Source organism: Dietzia sp. oral taxon 368 (assembly GCF_002999155.1).
In the GTDB taxonomy this organism is placed as follows: Bacteria; Actinomycetota; Actinomycetes; order Mycobacteriales; family Mycobacteriaceae; genus Dietzia; species Dietzia cinnamea.
Genome location: NZ_CP027238.1, coordinates 1,980,592 through 1,996,701, shown reverse-complemented (window position 1 = coordinate 1,996,701; position 16,110 = coordinate 1,980,592). Strand labels below are relative to the sequence as shown.

Annotated in this window: 15 protein-coding genes; 8 read left to right on the top strand and 7 right to left on the bottom strand. The window is 70.8% G+C overall.

Annotated features, from left to right (window positions below):
* Positions 1-114: 114 nt before the first annotated feature.
* Together C3V38_RS09335 and C3V38_RS09330 are read right to left on the bottom strand one after the other, a co-directional pair.
* Positions 115-921 carry an SDR family oxidoreductase gene (locus C3V38_RS09335; protein ID WP_061915959.1) on the bottom strand — a complete coding sequence of 269 codons (807 nt, stop codon included), beginning with the start codon at positions 919-921 and terminating at the stop codon, positions 115-117.
* Entirely contained in the window at positions 918-2,165 is a 1,248-nt protein-coding gene (locus tag C3V38_RS09330) for an acyl-CoA dehydrogenase family protein (protein ID WP_174705773.1), read from the bottom strand. Before C3V38_RS09330 ends, C3V38_RS09335 begins: the two co-directional genes overlap by 4 nt.
* A 77-nt stretch (positions 2,166-2,242) precedes the next feature.
* Here C3V38_RS09330 and C3V38_RS09325 point away from each other — a divergent pair, with 77 nt between their 5' ends.
* The 8 genes from C3V38_RS09325 to C3V38_RS09290 all read left to right on the top strand — a co-directional run bounded on the left by C3V38_RS09325 (position 2,243) and on the right by C3V38_RS09290 (position 10,819).
* Positions 2,243-3,094, top strand: coding sequence for a mycofactocin-coupled SDR family oxidoreductase (locus tag C3V38_RS09325; protein ID WP_061915962.1), 852 nt, complete (start codon positions 2,243-2,245; stop codon positions 3,092-3,094).
* 96 nt (positions 3,095-3,190) lie between these two features.
* A complete protein-coding gene (locus tag C3V38_RS09320; RefSeq protein ID WP_106385638.1) occupies positions 3,191-4,828 on the top strand; it encodes a FadD3 family acyl-CoA ligase in 1,638 nt (545 codons plus the stop codon).
* Positions 4,825-5,634: an SDR family NAD(P)-dependent oxidoreductase gene (locus C3V38_RS09315; protein WP_106385637.1), complete on the top strand. Its 810-nt coding sequence runs from the start codon at positions 4,825-4,827 to the stop codon at positions 5,632-5,634. The genes C3V38_RS09320 and C3V38_RS09315 overlap by 4 nt, the downstream gene beginning before the upstream one ends.
* A 47-nt stretch (positions 5,635-5,681) precedes the next feature.
* Positions 5,682-6,623 (top strand): enoyl-CoA hydratase, encoded by a 942-nt coding sequence (locus C3V38_RS09310; protein ID WP_106385636.1) that lies wholly within the window; start codon positions 5,682-5,684, stop codon positions 6,621-6,623.
* Positions 6,624-6,626: 3 nt separating this feature from the next.
* Positions 6,627-7,796 carry an acyl-CoA dehydrogenase family protein gene (locus tag C3V38_RS09305; protein WP_106385635.1) on the top strand — a complete coding sequence of 390 codons (1,170 nt, stop codon included), beginning with the start codon at positions 6,627-6,629 and terminating at the stop codon, positions 7,794-7,796.
* A gap of 19 nt (positions 7,797-7,815) precedes the next feature.
* Positions 7,816-8,814 (top strand): acyl-CoA dehydrogenase, encoded by a 999-nt coding sequence (locus C3V38_RS09300; RefSeq protein WP_106385634.1) that lies wholly within the window; start codon positions 7,816-7,818, stop codon positions 8,812-8,814.
* The gene (locus tag C3V38_RS09295; RefSeq protein ID WP_106385633.1) at positions 8,811-10,001 is read left to right on the top strand and encodes an acyl-CoA dehydrogenase family protein; all 1,191 of its coding nucleotides are present in this window, start codon (positions 8,811-8,813) and stop codon (positions 9,999-10,001) included. Before C3V38_RS09300 ends, C3V38_RS09295 begins: the two co-directional genes overlap by 4 nt.
* Entirely contained in the window at positions 9,998-10,819 is an 822-nt protein-coding gene (locus C3V38_RS09290) for an inositol monophosphatase family protein (RefSeq protein ID WP_106385632.1), read from the top strand. Before C3V38_RS09295 ends, C3V38_RS09290 begins: the two co-directional genes overlap by 4 nt.
* A 3-nt stretch (positions 10,820-10,822) precedes the next feature.
* Here C3V38_RS09290 and C3V38_RS09285 read toward each other — a convergent pair whose 3' ends face one another.
* The 5 genes from C3V38_RS09285 to hsaA all read right to left on the bottom strand — a co-directional run bounded on the left by C3V38_RS09285 (position 10,823) and on the right by hsaA (position 15,984).
* Complete coding sequence (locus tag C3V38_RS09285) at positions 10,823-12,004, bottom strand: sulfotransferase (protein ID WP_106385631.1); 1,182 nt, start codon at positions 12,002-12,004, stop codon at positions 10,823-10,825.
* 13 nt (positions 12,005-12,017) lie between these two features.
* Complete coding sequence (locus C3V38_RS09280) at positions 12,018-13,202, bottom strand: hypothetical protein (protein ID WP_106385630.1); 1,185 nt, start codon at positions 13,200-13,202, stop codon at positions 12,018-12,020.
* Complete coding sequence (hsaB, locus tag C3V38_RS09275) at positions 13,199-13,783, bottom strand: 3-hydroxy-9,10-secoandrosta-1,3,5(10)-triene-9,17-dione monooxygenase reductase subunit (RefSeq protein WP_106385629.1); 585 nt, start codon at positions 13,781-13,783, stop codon at positions 13,199-13,201. The genes C3V38_RS09280 and hsaB overlap by 4 nt, the downstream gene beginning before the upstream one ends.
* An 89-nt stretch (positions 13,784-13,872) precedes the next feature.
* On the bottom strand, positions 13,873-14,775 hold the full coding sequence (hsaC, locus tag C3V38_RS09270; protein ID WP_106385628.1) for an iron-dependent extradiol dioxygenase HsaC: 903 nt from the start codon (positions 14,773-14,775) through the stop codon (positions 13,873-13,875).
* A gap of 33 nt (positions 14,776-14,808) precedes the next feature.
* On the bottom strand, positions 14,809-15,984 hold the full coding sequence (hsaA, locus tag C3V38_RS09265; protein WP_070722274.1) for a 3-hydroxy-9,10-secoandrosta-1,3,5(10)-triene-9,17-dione monooxygenase oxygenase subunit: 1,176 nt from the start codon (positions 15,982-15,984) through the stop codon (positions 14,809-14,811).
* Positions 15,985-16,110: the final 126 nt, after the last annotated feature.

The window sequence follows — 16,110 nt, the reverse complement described above, 5'->3', positions numbered from 1 at the left end:
AACGGCGTGCCCTCCGCATCTCGTGCGATCGAGACGCCCTGGGACGCCAGAGCCCTGTCGCTCATGGTGTGGATAACATTCATCCAGCAATCCGGCTGGTTAGTGGAAGCGGCGTCAGGCGCGCTGCGAGGAGATGGAGACGACCTCACCGGTGAGGTAGGTGGTGTAGTCGCTGGCGAGCATCGCGATGGTGGCGGCGACCTCCCACACGTCGGCGGCGCGGCCGAAGGCCTCCTTGGCGGCGAGTTCGTCGAGCAGCTCGGCCGAGGCGGACTTCTCGAGGAACTTGTGGCGCGCGATGGACGGGGCGATCGCGTTGATACGCACTCCGAAGTCCGCGCCCTCGATGGCCGAGCACCGCGTCAGGGCCATGACACCGGCCTTCGCGGCCGCGTAGTGGGCCTGGGCGCGCTGGGCGCGCCAGCCCAGGACGGAGGCGTTGTTGACGATCACACCGTTGTGCGGGGCGTCGCGGAAGTAGCGCAGCGCGGCGCGGGTGGCGCGGAATGTGCCGTTGAGCGTGATGTCGAGGACGCGGTCCCAATCCTCGTCGGTCATGTCGACCAGCTCGGTCTCGCCACCCAGTCCGGCGTTGTTGATGAGCACGTCAACGCGGCCGAGCTTCTCGGCGGCGCCGGAGATCAGCGCGTCGACATCGGAGGTGGACTGCACGTTGCAGGTGATCGCCTCGAACTGCTTCTCGGGGAACTCCGCGGCGAGCGCGTCGCGGGCCTCGTTCATGCGCCGCTCGTGGAAGTCGGAGACCAGGACGTCGGCGCCCTCGAGCGCGGCTCGACGGGCCGCGGAGAAGCCGATGCCGGTGCCGGCGGCGGCCGTCACGATGACCTTCTTGCCCTTGAGCAGCCCGTGGCCCGGGGTCTCCTCGGGGACCGCTGCGAGGGGGGACTTGTGTTGGGTCATGACGGCCTGGCCTCTCGGGGTAGTCCGAGCACGCGCTCGGAGATGATGTTGCGCTGGATCTCGTTGGATCCGCCGTAGATGGTGTCGGAGCGGGTGAACAGGAAGAGTCGCTGCCACTGGGCGAGCTCGAGGTTCTCCGGGTCGCGGAGGTCGTTGGGGACGCCCTCGGAGGTATGGGTGGGCCCGGTGAGCGACTCGGCGCCCTGGACCTCCATCGCGAGTTCTCCCAGGTCGCGGTGCCAGTTGGCCCAGAGCAGCTTGGCCGCGGAGGCGTTGCCGCCGGAGGAGTCGCGCTCGGCGAGCGTGCGCAGCGCGTGGGCGCGGATCACCTTGAGGCCGATCCACGCGCGGGTGATGCGCTCGCGCACGGCGGGCACCTCGGCGCTGCCGTTGGCGCGCGCCATGGCGGTGATCTGCTCGAGTTCGCGGGCGAAGCCGACCTGCTGGCCGAGCGTGGACACGCCACGCTCGAACTCGAGCAGGGTCATGGCCACCTTCCAGCCCTCGCCGCGCTCCCCCACGATCATCTCCGCATCGGTGACGGCGTCGTCGAAGAAGACCTCGTTGAACTCGGAGGTCCCGGTGAGCTGCTGGATCGGCCGGATCTCCACGCCGGGCTGGTCGAGCGGGACGAGCAGGAAGCTCAGGCCCTTGTGGCGGCTCGTCCCCTCCTCGGTACGGGCCACGACGAACGCCCACTGGCTCAGGTGGGCGAGCGAGGTCCACACTTTCTGACCGTGCAGGTGCCACTTGCCGTCCTCGCCCAGCCGGGCGGTGGTGGCGACGTTGGCCAGGTCGGATCCTGCGCCCGGTTCCGAATAGCCCTGCGCCCACAGTTCGGTGACGTCGATGATCCGCGGCAGGAAGCGGTCCTTCTGCTCCTGCGTGCCGTGGGCGATGAGCGTGGGGCCCAGCAGGGTCTCGCCGAGGTGGGACACGCGCGCGGGGGCGTCGGCCTTGGCGTACTCCTCGTGGAAGCGAACCTGCTGGCTCAGCGACGCGCCGCGTCCGCCGTGCTCGACGGGCCAGCCGACGCACGTCCAGCCGGCGGCCGCCATGTGCCGTTCCCACGCCAGGCGCTGGGGAAAGAACTCGTGTTCGCTCCCCGGCCCGCCGACGCCCTTGATCTCGGCAAACTCGCCCACGAGGTTGGCGTCCAGCCAGTCGCGGAACTCCGCGGCGAATTCGTCGTCGGTCATCTCCGCCGCGGGCGTGCCCTTCTCGGATGCCGTGCTCTCGGTCATGCCCACACACTACCAAGCACTTGCTTGGTTCGCCGGAACCGCCCTCTCCCCGGGGCGACGTGGAGTTGGATATCGCCATGACCTCCCCCACTCCCCTCACCGGCAGAGTCGCGTTCATCACGGGCGCCGCCCGGGCCCAGGGCAGGGCCCACGCCGTCCGGCTCGCCTCGGAGGGCGCCGACGTCGTCGTCTCCGACGTCTGCGCGCCGGTCTCCGACGCCGCGACGTACCCCGCACCCACGCCGGACGACCTCGCCGAGACGGTCCGCCTGGTCGAGGAGACCGGCCGCCGCGCGATCTCGGCGGTCCTCGACATCCGGGACCTCGCCGCGCTACAGGACCTGGTCTCCCGCACGATCGACACCTTCGGGCGGCTGGACATCCTGGTCGCCAACGCGGCCGTGCTCAGCTGGGGCCGGCTGTGGGAGATGCCGGAGGACGACTGGGACACGGTCATCGGCGTCAACCTCAGCGGGACGTGGCGGACGATCCGTGCGGCCGTCCCGGCGATGATCGAGGCGGGCAACGGGGGCTCGATCATCGTCGTCAGCTCGTCCGCGGGGCTCAAGGCCACGCCGGGCAACGGGCACTACTCGGCCTCCAAGGCGGGGCTGGTGGCACTGACGAACGCCCTCGCGCTCGAGGTGGGCGAGTACGGCATCCGCGTGAACTCGATCCACCCCTACTCGGTCGACACCCCGATGATCGACCCCGAGGCGATGGGCGAGCTCTTCGGCCGATTCCCCTCGTTCCTCCACAGCTTCTCGCCGATGCCGCTGAAGAACGCGCGGAGAGACGGCGCGAGCACCCTCTCCGACTTCATGCCGCCCGAGGAGGTCTCCGAGGTGGTCTCGTATCTCGCCGGCGACGGTTCGCGGTCGGTCTCCGGCGTCCAACTCACTGTCGACCGCGGGGCCCTGAAGTACTAGCGCCCGGCTCCCGCGGTCCGTGCCGGGCATCCGTACCAAGCACTTGCTTGGTAGGGTTGCCCGCGCCACACCCGCAGCCCCACCGAGGAGTCCGCGATGACCACCACCGTCGAGACCACGCCAGTCGAGACCTCTCCTGTCGAGAGCACTCCCGCCGCCCTGCGCCGGGCCGCCGAGACGTGGCCGGAGCGTGAGGCGATCGCCGACGTCCAGCCCGGCCAGCACACCCGGTGGACGTGGTCGCAGCTGCTCGACGAGGTGCGCCGTTTCGCCGCGGGGCTCGTCGCGCGCGGGGTCGAGCCGGGCGACCGGGTCGTCATCTGGGCGCCGAACACGCGGCACTGGGTGGTCGCGTCGCTGGGCGTCCAGTTCGCGGGCGCGACGATGGTCCCGGCCAACACCCGCTACACCGGTAGCGAGACGCTCGAGATCGTCCAGCGCACCAACGCGGTCGCGGCTGTCGTCGCGGGGGCGTTCCTCGGCTCCGAGCGGATCGTCGACCTCGTCGACGCAGCCCGAACCACCGGGGCGGCAGAGGGCCCGCTCGCCGGCGCGACCACCCTGCGGACGATCGTCCGCATCCCTCTCGACGCCGGCGATACGGTCCGCGCGGGCGCGGGCGCCGCCGGGGGCGTCGACGTCCTCGACTTCGACGACCTCCGCGCGCTGGCCACCGACGACCTGCTCGCCCGGGCGGACGCCCGCGCGGACGCGGTGACGGGCGACGACGTCGCCGACATCCTGTTCACCTCAGGCACCACCGGTAAGAGCAAGGGTGTCGTGGCCCTGCACCGCCAGACCGTCGCGGGCTCGCGCGCGTGGGGCTCAAACAACGGGCTGACGGACCGGGACGGCTACCTCATCGCCAACCCGTTCTTCCACAGCTTCGGCTACAAGGCGGGCTTCCTGGCGTGCGTCCTGTTCGGGGTGACCATCGTCCCGCTGTCGGTCTACTCGACCACCGAGACCATGCGGCTGATCCGAGACGAGAAGATCACGATCCTCACCGGTGCGCCGACGATCTTCCAGACCCTGCTCGACGACCCGGCCCGCGGCGACTACGACCTGTCGTCGCTCCGCGTGGCGGTGACCGGCGCGTCGGTCGTGCCGGTGGCGCTCATCGAGCGCATGCAGTCCGACCTGGGCCTGGAGACGGTTATCACCGCGTACGGACAGACCGAGACGATGGGCTTCATCACCACCACCCGGACCGGCGACGACGATGTCACGGTCTCCACCACGTGTGGCCGCGCCTACCCCGGCATGGAGATCCGCATCGGCGAGCACGGCGAGATCCTGACCCGCGGCGAGATGGTCATGCAGGGCTACCTCGACGACCCGGAGAACACCGCCAAGACGATCGACCCGGACGGGTGGCTGCACACCGGCGACGTGGGTGAGATCGACGCCGACGGCAACCTGCGCATCACCGACCGGCTCAAGGACATGTACATCAATGGCGGCTTCAACGTCTATCCGGCGGAGATCGAGCAGACCCTCGCCCGCCTGGACGGCGTGGTGGAGTCGGCCGTGATCGGCGTGCCGGACGACCGGATGGGCGAGGTCGGCAAGGCGTTCATCGTCCGTCGCGAGGGCTCGACCCTCACCGAACAGGACGTGCTGGACTTCTGTAGAGAGCACCTGGCCAACTTCAAGCGGCCGCGGACGGTGGAGTTCGTCGCGTCACTCCCGCGGAACGCCTCGGGCAAGGCCCTCAAGACCGAGCTGCGATGAGCGCCCCGGCGTGCCGGCGCGGCGCCGTGGTGGTCACCGGGGCGTCGGGCGGGATCGGCGCGGCCGTCGCCCGCCGCCTGGCCGCCGAGTTCCCTGACGCGCCGGTGGTGCTCGGGTACCGCTCGACCGAACCGGCCGACCTGGCCGCCGAGCTGGCGGACGGGTCGCCGCGGGCCGTGGAGTGCGTCCGCCTCGCCCCCGGTGGCGGGACGAGCGGTGGCGGGACGAGCGACGACCGTGACGACGACGAGGTCGCCGCCGCCATCGACGGGATCGCCTCCCGGCACGGGGGGATCCGCGTGCTCGCCCACTGCGCCGGTCCGCACGTGCCCATGGTGCATCTGTCCCGGATCGCGCCAGCCGAGTTCCGCCGGCAACTCGACGAGGACGCCGGGGCGTTCTTCGCCCTCGCGCGCCCCGCGCTTGCGCACCTGCGCGCGGTGACGGGCAACGTCGTCGTCGTCACCACCGCAGCCACGACCCGCTACCCGGTGCGCGACGGCCTGTCCGCGGCCCCCAAGGGCGCGGTCGAGCAGCTCGTGCGCGGGCTCGCCGCCGAGGAGGGGCGATTCGGGGTGCGCGTGAACTGCGTGGGCCCGGGGATGCTCACCGACGGCATGGCGTCCCGGCTCATCGCCTCGGGCGACCTCGACGAGCGGGCGCTGGAGGTCACGCGCTCCACCATCCCGCTGCGCCGGTTCGGCACGGCCGACGACATCGCGGAGGCGGTGGCGTTCCTGGCGTCGGACCGCGCCGGGTTCATCTCGGGCCAGAAGCTCGACGTGGACGGGGGGTACGGGGCGTGAGGTACAGTACCAACCAAGCACTTGCTAGGTGAGGAGAGTTGCAGGTCATGACCGATGCACCCATCCCTCCGGTCCTCGGGGTCGACGACCTCGGACCGGACACGCAGCCGGTGGCCTACGAGGTCTCCGACGGCACCGCGTACGTCACGCTCAACCGCCCCGACTTCCGCAACGCGCAGAACTCGGTGATGACGTACTCCCTGGACAACGCGTTCATCAAGGCCGTGGAGGACGACTCGGTCAAGGTGATCGTCCTGCGAGCGAACGGCAGGCACTTCTCGGCCGGTCACGACATCGGCACGCCCGAGCGCGACCACCACGTCGAGTACACCAACCGCGCCGCGATCTGGTGGGACCACACCACCCGCGGCGGCGGCGACCGGCGACTCGCGCGCGAGACCGAGGTCTACGTCCAGATGTGCCGCCGCTGGCGGGAGATCCCCAAGCCGATGATCGCCCAGGTGCACGGCGCCTGCATCGCCGGCGGGCTCATGCTCGCGTGGGTCTGCGACTTCATCGTGGCCGCCGACGACGCGTTCTTCTCCGACCCCGTGGTCAAGATGGGCATCCCCGGCGTGGAGTACTTCGCGCACGCCTTCGTGCTGGGACCGCGCCGCGCCAAGGAGATCCTCTACACCGGTAGACGATTCGGGGCGGCCGAGGCCCTCCAGTGGGGCATGCTCAACCACGTCGTGCCGCGCGACGAGCTGCAGGCGAAGGTCGACGAGATCGCCGGCGAGATAAAGGGCATGCCCGCGTTCGGGCTGACGCTGACCAAGAAGGTCATCAACTCGAACGAAGACCAGATGGGACTGCAGACCTCGCTGGACACGGCGTTCGGCTGGCACATGTTCGCCCACTCCGCCAACGCCGAACCGGACGACACCGACTCGTTCTCCGCCTCCCTCGGCGGGATGGACGCCCGCTCGATGCGCGACAGCGCCAATAAGGGTGCCACCGGGGCCGGCGCCGAGAAGAAGGAGAGCTGAGGCGTGGATCTGGACCTGGACGCCTCGACGCAAGAATTCCGCCTCGAGGTCCGGCAGTGGCTGGTCGAGAACGTGCCGTCCGAGCCGCTACCGCACATGGACACCCGCGAGGGCTTCGAGGCCCACCGCGAGTGGGAGCGCACGATGGCCGATGCCCGCATGTCGGTCGTCTCGTGGCCAGAGGAGTTCGGTGGGCGCGACTGCGGCCTGGTCAACTGGGTGGTGTTCGAGGAGGAGTACTTCCGCGCCGGCGCGCCGCTGCGCGTGAGCCAGAACGGTATCTTCCTGCTGGCCCCGACCCTGTTCGACCACGCCTCCCCCGAGCAGCTCGCGCACATCATGCCGCGCATGGCCCGCGCCGACGACATCTGGGCGCAGGCGTGGTCCGAGCCCGAGGCCGGCTCTGACCTGGCCTCACTGCGTTCGACCGCGAAGAAGGTCGACGGCGGCTGGATCCTCAACGGCCAGAAGGTGTGGTCGACCCGCGCCTCCTTCGCCGACAAGGGCTTCGGACTGTTCCGCACCGACCCCGACGAGCCCCGCCACAAGGGCCTGACGTACTTCATGTTCGATCTGCGGGACGAGGGCGTCACCGTGCGCCCCATCGACCAGCTGGACGGGCTTCCCGGTTTCGCCGAGTTGTTCCTCGAGGACGTCTTCGTGCCCGACGACCCGGCGAACCCCGCCGAGTCCGGCGTGATCGGCGAGGTCAACCAGGGCTGGAAGGTGGCCATGTCCACCGCCAACAACGAGCGCGGCCTGTCCCTGCGCTCCCCCGGGCGATTCCTGGCCACCACGGACCGGCTGCTGGAGCTGTGGGACTCCCGCGCGGGCGACCTCGACGACCGCACCCGCGGCGCGCTGGCCGACCGCGTGGTGGACGCGTGGATCGGCTCCCGCGCCTATGAGCTGAGCACCTGGAACACGGTCACCACGCTCACCGGCGGGGCCAACCTCGGCTTCGAGTCCTCGATCAACAAGGTCTTCTGGTCGAACTGGGACATCGCGACCCACGAGACCGCCCTGGACGTCCTGGACACGACCGGCGAGCTCGCCGGCGAGCAGTGGATGGACGGCTACCTGTTCGCCCTCGCCGGCCCCATCTACGCGGGCACCAACGAGGTCCAGAAGAACATCATCGCCGAGCGACTCCTCGGCCTCCCGCGCGGCTGAGAAGGCGGTTTCACACATCATGCAGTTCGCACTCGATCCCGAGATCACCGACTTCGCCGCCAGCATCGACTCCCTGCTGGCCAAGTCCGACATGCCCGCGGTGATCCGTGCCTGGGCTGACGGCGACACCGCCGCCGGCACCGCCGTGTGGGGACGCGTCGCCGAGACGGGCGCCGCCGCCCTGCTCGTCGACGAGGCCGCCGGCGGTGCCGGGGCCACCGCGGTGGAGGCCGTGGCCGCGCTCGAGGTCCTGGGCCGCCACGCGGTGCCGGGTCCCGTCGTGGAGACCGTCATGGTGGCGCCCCGTATCGCCGCCGCCCTCGGCGGGGACTCCGACGCCGAGGACGTGGCCGGCGAGATCGCCGGCGGTGCGCTGGCCTCCGTCGCCGCGCCCGGGGTCTCCCCGTTCGCCCCCGACGCCCACGTCGCCGGGTACCTGTGGGTCGTCGACGACGACGAGGTGTTCACCGCCGAGGCCGGCGAGACTCGTCGGTCGGTCGACCGGGCCCGCACGGTGGCCACGCCCACCATGGGTGCCCGCGCGGCCGCGGTGAGCACCACGGACCTTGTCAACCACGGGGCCCTCGGCACCGCGGCCCAGCTCCAGGGGCTCGGCCAGGCCATGCTCACGATGAGCGTCGACTACGCCAAGCAGCGCAAGCAGTACGGCAAGCTCATCGGCGAGTACCAGGCGCTCAAGCACCAGCTCGCCGAGGTCGCGATCGCGCTGGAGATGGCCCGCCCGCTGCTGTGGGCCGGAGCCCTGGCGATCGCCGAGAACCCCGGCGACCCCGACGCCGCGGTCCGCGACGTCTCCGCCGCCCGCGTGGCCGTGGCCGACGCCGCCTACCTGTCCGCCCGCACCGCCCTGCAGGTGCACGGCGCGATCGGCTACACGCTCGAGCACGACCTCGGCCTGTGGCTGACCAAGACCCGCGCACTGCAGACCGCGTGGGGCACGCAGAGCTACCACCGCGGCCGGGTCCTGGACTCGCTGCGCGCGGGGGCGGCCCGATGAGCGCCCCCGCCCCGGCGACCGCCTCCCCCGGCGTCGACACCGAGGAGCAGGCCGCCCTGCGGCAGTCGGTGGCCTCGCTGCTCGAGAAGAAGTCGGACTCCGCGGCGGTCCGCGCGGCGTTCGCCTCCGCCGACGGGTACGACCCCGCCCTCTGGACGACGCTGGTCGACCAGATCGGTGCCGCCGCCCTGTCCGTGCCCGAGGACTACGACGGGGCCGGTGCGACCTGGGTCGAGACGCACCTGGTGTGCGAGGAGCTGGGTCGCCGCCTCACGCCGTCGCCGATGCTCGGTTCCGCCGTCCTCGCCGCCCAGGCCGTGCTGGCCTCCGGCGACGAGGCCGCGTGCGCACGCCTGTTGCCCGGCATCGCCGCCGGCGAGGTGGCCGCGCTGTGCTGGGCCGGCCGCGACGGCTGGGCCACACCTGGCGTCCGCGCGGACGGTGGCCTCGACGCGGCGAGTGCGACGCTGTGCGGCACCGCCCACCACGTGCTCGGCGCCGACACCGCGTCCACCCTGCTGGTCGTGGCCGTCACCGGCGACACGGTGGGCCTGTTCGAGCTGCCCGCCGACGCCGACGGGGTCACCATCACGCGCTTGCCGGTGATGGATCCGACGCGCACCCTGAGCCGGGTGGAGTTCGACGGCGCGCGCGCCACCGCGATCGCGACCCGGCCGAGCTTCCTGTCGCGCCTGCGCTCCGCCGCGTGGGCCGCCGTCTCCGCCGAGCAGGTCGGCGCCGCACGCGCCGTGCTGGACGCGACCGTGCGGTACACGCAGGAGCGCAAGCAGTTCGGCCGGGTCATCGGCTCGTTCCAGGCGCTCAAGCACCGCATGGCCGACATGTACGTGAAAGTCGAGACCGCCCGCTCGCTGTCCTACTCCGCCGCCGCGCTGGTGGCGCGGTTCCAGGCCGTCGGCGACGGACCCGACGCCGACGCGGCCGCCTACGCCGCGGAGATCGAGGCGGCCGCGGCCAAGGTCTACTGCTCGGAGGCACTGCAGTGGATCTCCGGGGAGTCGATCCAGCTCCACGGTGGCGTCGGCATCACGTGGGAGTACGACGCGCACCTGTACTTCAAGCGGGCGCACGGCACGGCGCAGCTGCTCGGGCAGCCCCACGAGCTCCTCTCCGCGCTCGAGGTGGCGGCGGGCCTGTGGGCGGGGCCTCTAGAATCGGGCGCATGACCCCCTTCCCCGCGCATGGACGGACCAATGACCAGCGGTCGGCCGAGGACCTCGCGGCCCAGGCCGGACGCCTGCTCACCGACCTCCGGGTCTCCAGGGTGGCGCCCGAAGAGCTGGGCGAGTTCGCCGAGGGCGAGGCCCGGTCCGTCATCCTCGACCGCCTCGCGGTCGCGCGGCCCGATGACCTCGTGTACGGCGAGTGGAACCCCGACTCCCGCGCCCGGCTGGAGGCCGACCGGGTGTGGTTCGTCGACCCCCTCGACGGGGTGCGCTCCTACGTGACCGAGGGGCGCCCCGACTGGGCCGTGCACGTCGCGCTGTGGGAGTCCGGCCCCGATGGCGTCGGCGGGATCACCGCCTGCGCGATCGCCATGCCCGCCTACGGCAGGGTCCTCACCGGACGCGGCGCCACCACGTACCAGCCGATGTCGATCATCCGCGGCCCCCGGCCCGGGCCTCTCGTGCCGCCCCGCGATGACGACCGTCTGCGCATCGCCGTCTCCGAGGCCGAGCCGCCCGCGTTCGCCGAGGATCTCGCCGCCAAACTCGACGCGTCCCTTGTGCACCTCGGGTCCGGCGGCGGCAAGACCGCCACCGTGCTCGAGGGCGAGTGCGACGCGTACATCCACACCAGCGGTCACCACCAGTGGGACTCCGCCGCGACCGTCGGAGTGGTGCAGCAGCGCGGCCTTCACGCCAGCGCCCTGGACGGCAGCGAACTGGTCTACAACGTCGAGGAGATCGAGTACCCCGATCTGCTCGTCTGCACCCGCGAGGTCGCCGACCGCGTCATCGAGGCGGTCGCCGAGTACCTCTGAGCGTCAGGCGTCGAGGCCGCGGTAGCCGGCGGACCGCTCCGCGATCCGCTCCTCGCTGAGCCCGTAGTCGGCGAGCGTGTAACGGTGCGCGGGAGCCCGGTCCCCGGAGAGGCTGCGCTCGTTCTCCGCGACCACGGCCGCGCGCACATCCTCCGCCAGCTCCGTGCCCGCCGCGGCGTACACGCGCTCGACCACCCCGGCGGGATCGTCCAACAACTCGTGGTGGTCGACGTCGACGAACGTCGCCCGCGACGCCGGGTCCGCCTCGTGGCGGGCGCGCGCGGCGTCGAACGTCTCGACCCCCCGCGCCCACAGGTCCAGCTGCGAGGAGCCGATGTACTCCGGGGTGAACCGCGTGGACCAGTCGGCGGCCGTGCGGTGCGCGAGCGAGCACATCGACGCCATCGACTTCCGCGGGTCGCGGTGCGTCTGCACCACCACCGCGTCGGGGTACACCTCGAGCAGCGCGTCGAGCGCGAACAGGTGACTGGGGTTCTTGAGCACCCAGCGCCGGTCGGGGTCGCCTCCGCCGATGAGCTGCAGGTTGCGCTCGTGCCGGCGGTACGCGGGCACCCAGTCGACGCCGGTCAGCCACTGCGAGTAGCCGTCGAGCCGGGCCAGGCACTCGTACGACACCGAGGTCAGCGACTGCCGCAGCAGCTGCCAGCACTCCTCGAGGTCGTCGGCGGAGATGTAGTGCACGCCGCCGTAGTCGGGGTTCTCCGCCATGAAGCCGGAGTACAGGTCGCGCAGCCCGACGTAGGCCGGGTCGTCCTCCCATGTCTCCCGCGGCGGCCGCGGCTGTGGGACCTCGGTCAACCACAGTTCGAGCCCCTGGTTGGCCGGGTCGGCGCCCAGGAGCCGGTGCAGCGCCGTGGTGCCGGTGCGGGGCAACCCGGTGACGACGACGGGCCGCTCGATCGCCACCTCAGCCCGCGCGGGGTCGGACGCGAGGGCCGACGTCGACAGGAGCCTCGCGGTCAACGCGCCCTTGAGCACGGAGCGCCAGTACTTGCTCCCGGCGGGGGTCAGTCCCGCGTCGGTGTGCAGGGAGTCGAGCAGGACGCCCAGGGCCTCGCGGTGGCGGTCCTCCCCGTCGCCGAAGTCCTCGAGCCCCACGGTGCGCGAGGCGCTGGCGTGGAGATCGTCGACGGTCCCGACGTGGACCCGGTCTTCATCGCTCACGACAGTCCCCTTCTCACGACAATCCGCGCCGGGCGAACGCCTGCTGGCGCGCGGCGATCCGCTCACGCCACTGCTCCCCGGTCACGCGCAGCTCCTCGTGGCACGGGACCTCGTCGGGCACCCGGTCGAACGGTACGACCTTCACCGTCGGGCCGAGCTCCGGGCCGATGGGCCCGTCGGTCCGCTGCCACCGGAACTGCATGATGCCCTCGCGGCGGCCGAGCGTCTCGACCCAGTTGGCCAGGCCCGGATCGCGCTCGGACACCACCAGGTGGATGAGCCCGTCGGAGGTAACGTGCGCCTGGTCGGCGGTGAGACTCGTCTGGTGGTGCACGTACTCCAGCGACGCGTACCACATACTGCCCAGCTGGAAGCCCTGGTACGGCACCCCGGCGACGGGCACCGAGATCACGATCGCCTCGTCGGGGCCGAGCTCGAAGATCCCGGCGGATGAGAACTGGGTCGTGAGCCCGCCCGGGGTCTGCCGGGGCACGTTCAGCGTGTTGCGGGGCCGCTCTCCGAAGAACCAGCCGGGGAACGCCAGCCACGTCCGCAGTCGCCCGACGAGCGCCTCGGCGAGCTTGGCGTAGAACTTCTCCTGCCCCGCGAGCGAGACGGGTTCCGGCGCGGTGCCGACCGTGTCGAGTCTGCGGATGATCGCCGACCCGGCCTCCTCCCGGCTCCAGTCGGAGAACACCTCGCGGACGGCGATCATCGACGACCCGGGGTGCAGCACCACGTAGCCGGGGTCGCCCTCGTCGTCGTCGTACCTCGCCGGTCCCAGGCGGAAGCCATACCGTCCCCCCTCGTCGATCTCCAGACGACGGTCGTCGAACGCCGCGTGCGACGCGGCGCGCTCATCGGCCGAGTACGTCCCCGCCATGACCTGGAACGACAGGTCCGCCGTGGTGCCACGGCGGCCTTCGATGGCGTACTCCGCGCCGTCGGCGAGGTTGGCGTAGTAGTACAGCGTGTCCGGGTTATCCAGTCCCATCTTGGTGTACGGGCCCGTCGCCTCGAACAGCTGCGGGTGCGTGCGTCCGCGGTGCTGGCCCGTTTCTATCGCCCCGCGGATCGTCCCGAGCAGGTACTCGAGTCCCTCGGCCACGTCCTCGTCGGTGCGCACGTGCGGCGCCGACCGGATGACCTCCTCCGCCTCCGCCAGCGCCTTCGCCAGCGGCCCGGTCACCCCGCTCACAGCCAGGTGTAACTGTCGGCAGAGGTTATGAAGTTGGCCAACTCCTCCTGCTCGGGCGTCGGATCCACGACGTCTTCCTCGATGCTGAGGTAGGCGCCGCGGTAGAACAGCAGCGGGCGGATGTCCCGCTTGGTCGGCCCGAGGTTGTCGACCCGTCCCAGTACGATCCAGTGGTCCCCGCCGTCGAGGACCTGGTCGATCTCGCAGTCCAGCCACGCCATCACACCGTTGATCACCGGCGAGCCCAGTGGGCTGGGCGACCAGTCGATCTCGGCGAACTTGTCGTCCCCGCGGCGGCCGAACGTCGAGGAGACGTCCTCCTGGTCCTCGGAGAGAATGTTCACCGCGAACCGGCCCGCCTTCTCGATGCCCTTCCACGACCCCGACGTCTTCATCGGGCAGAACAGCACCAGCGGGGGTTCGAGCGACAACGCCGAGAACGACTGGCAGGCGAAGCCCACCGGCTTGTCGTCCTCGACCGCGGTGATGACGGTGATGCCCGTACAGAACTGGCCCAGCGCGTCACGCAGTTCACGGCTGCTGAAGGACTGCCCCTCCGGGCGTTCGTCGGTGCTGCTCATGGGGGTCGGTCCTTCCTGGACTGAAGATCGTCGGGGTGGGCGCGGCGACGGCCGGGCCCCGCGGGGGGTACGGGGCCCAGCCTAGGTAACTACGTGCGGCCGACGGAGAAGTCGTGACCCCACAGGCTCACGGCCGTGGACTCGCGGGCGACCCACTTCTCGTCGTCCTCCACCTGCTGGCCCTCGCAGCCGTACTCGCAGTCGAAGCCGCCGGGCGTCTTCATGTAGAAACTCAGCATCTTGTCGTTGACGTGCCGCCCGAGCGAGGCCGACAACCGGATCTTCTTGCGCATGGCCCGGTCGAGCGCCAGCCCGACGTCGTCCGCCGTACCGACCTCCACCATGAGGTGGATGATCCCGGTCGGGTTGGGGAACGGCGTGAACGCGAGCGAGTGGTGGCGTGGGTTGCACCCGAGGAACCGGAGCCACGCCGGCTCGCCGTCTGCCGGGCGGCCGACGATCTCCGGCGGCAGGCTCATCGAGTCGCGCAGGGAGAAGCCCAGCACACCCCTGTAGAACTCGAGCGCGGCGGCCTCGTCCGGCGTGGACAGCACGATGTGGCCCGCGCCCTGGTCGCCGGTCACGAACTCGTGGCCGTACGGCGTCGGGATGCGGCGGTGCTGCAGCGCGATGGTGTGGTAGATCTCCAGCGTGAACCCGGCCGGGTCCTGGCAGGTGATCAGCCCGCGCACCTTGCGGTCACGCTTGACCTCGGCCGGCGCGTCCTCCCACGGCACCCCGGCCGCGTCGAGGCGCCGCTTGACGTCCTCGAACTCGCCCTCATTGGCGCACTCCCAGCCGACCGCGGAGAGTTCGTCCTCCTCGCCGGGGACGATGATCCACCGGTGGGGATGGTCATCCATACGGAAGTAGAGGGCGTCGGGGTCCTCGCCCGAGCCCACGACGAAGCCCAGAACCTTGGTGCCGTACTCGCGCCAGGCGTCCATGTCCGTGGCGAAGACCCGGACGTACCCGAAATTGCTGATCGCCATAAATGCCAGTCCTCTCGATCCGCCGACGACGGATCAGACCATCGAGTCGGTGACCTTCTCGCCGAACTCGTTCTGTCCATACATGATGTACGCCTTCGTCGCCTCGTTGGCGGCGTGGACCCTACCCGCGTTGGCGTCGCGCCAGAACCGCTGGATCGGCGAGCTCACCTCGAGCGCGCGGGCACCGGAGTTCTGAAACAGCAGCCCGATCGCGTCGATCGCGCGTTGCGTGGCGCGGACCTGGTCGCGGCGAGCGCGCGTGCGGATGTCCATGCCCGGGAAATCCCCGGCTCTTATGAGGTCCTGCTCCTCACGCACGTTGCGCATGAGCTGCAGCCACGCGGCGTCGATGTCGCCGGCGGCCTCGGCCAGACGGACCTTCGCGAACGGGTCGTCCTTGACCTTGGTCCCGAACGCGGCGCGGACCCGTTCCTGCTGGTGCGAGCGGTGGACGTCGTAGCAGCCGAACGCCATGCCGACGATCGGCGTGGAGATGGTGGTGGGGTGGATGGTGCCCCACGGCATCTTGTAGATCGGGTTGGTGTTGACCTCGAGCCCCGGCGCCTTGGTGGCGGCCATGAGGCCGAAGGACAGGACACGGTGCTCGGGGATCAGCGCGTCGGAGACGACGATGTCGTTGGACCCGGTGCCCTTGAGTCCGACGACGTGCCACACGTCGACGATCTCGTACTGCGACTTCTCGACCAGGAAGGTGCAGAAGTCCACCATCTTGTCGTTCTCGTCGAGGACCGGACCGCCCACGAAGACCCAGTCGGCGTGGTCACTACCCGAGGACCACGACCACTTGCCGTTGAGCACCAGCCCGTCGGCGGTCTTCTTGGCCGCGCCCATCGGGGCGTACGACGACGAGATCCGCACGGTCGGGTCCTCGCCCCAGACGTCCTCCTGCGCCTGCTGCGGGAACAGCGCCAGGTGCCAGTTGTGAATGCCGAGGATGCTCGCGCACCAACCGGTGGACGGGCACGCGGTCGCGATCGTCATGGCGGCGGTGTAGAAGGTTTCCATGTCCGCCTCGTAGCCGCCCCACTGGGCCGGCTGACAGAGCCTGAAGAAGCCGGCCTCATCGAGCTCCGCGATGTTCTGCGGGTGGACCTTGCGCAGGTCCTCGGTCTCCTGGGCGCGCTCGGCGAAACCGGGCAGCAGGGCCTTGATGCGGTCGATGACCTCGTGGGAGGCGTACTCGCTCATGTGTACCTCTCTGGCAGTGCGTGGGAGTGATGCGGTCTAGGTTAGAACACGTTACAGTTTTGCACCAGGCAACCCCTAGCAGGCGGAACACCCTGGCACCCCGTGCCAGCACGAACGCTCCCTGGT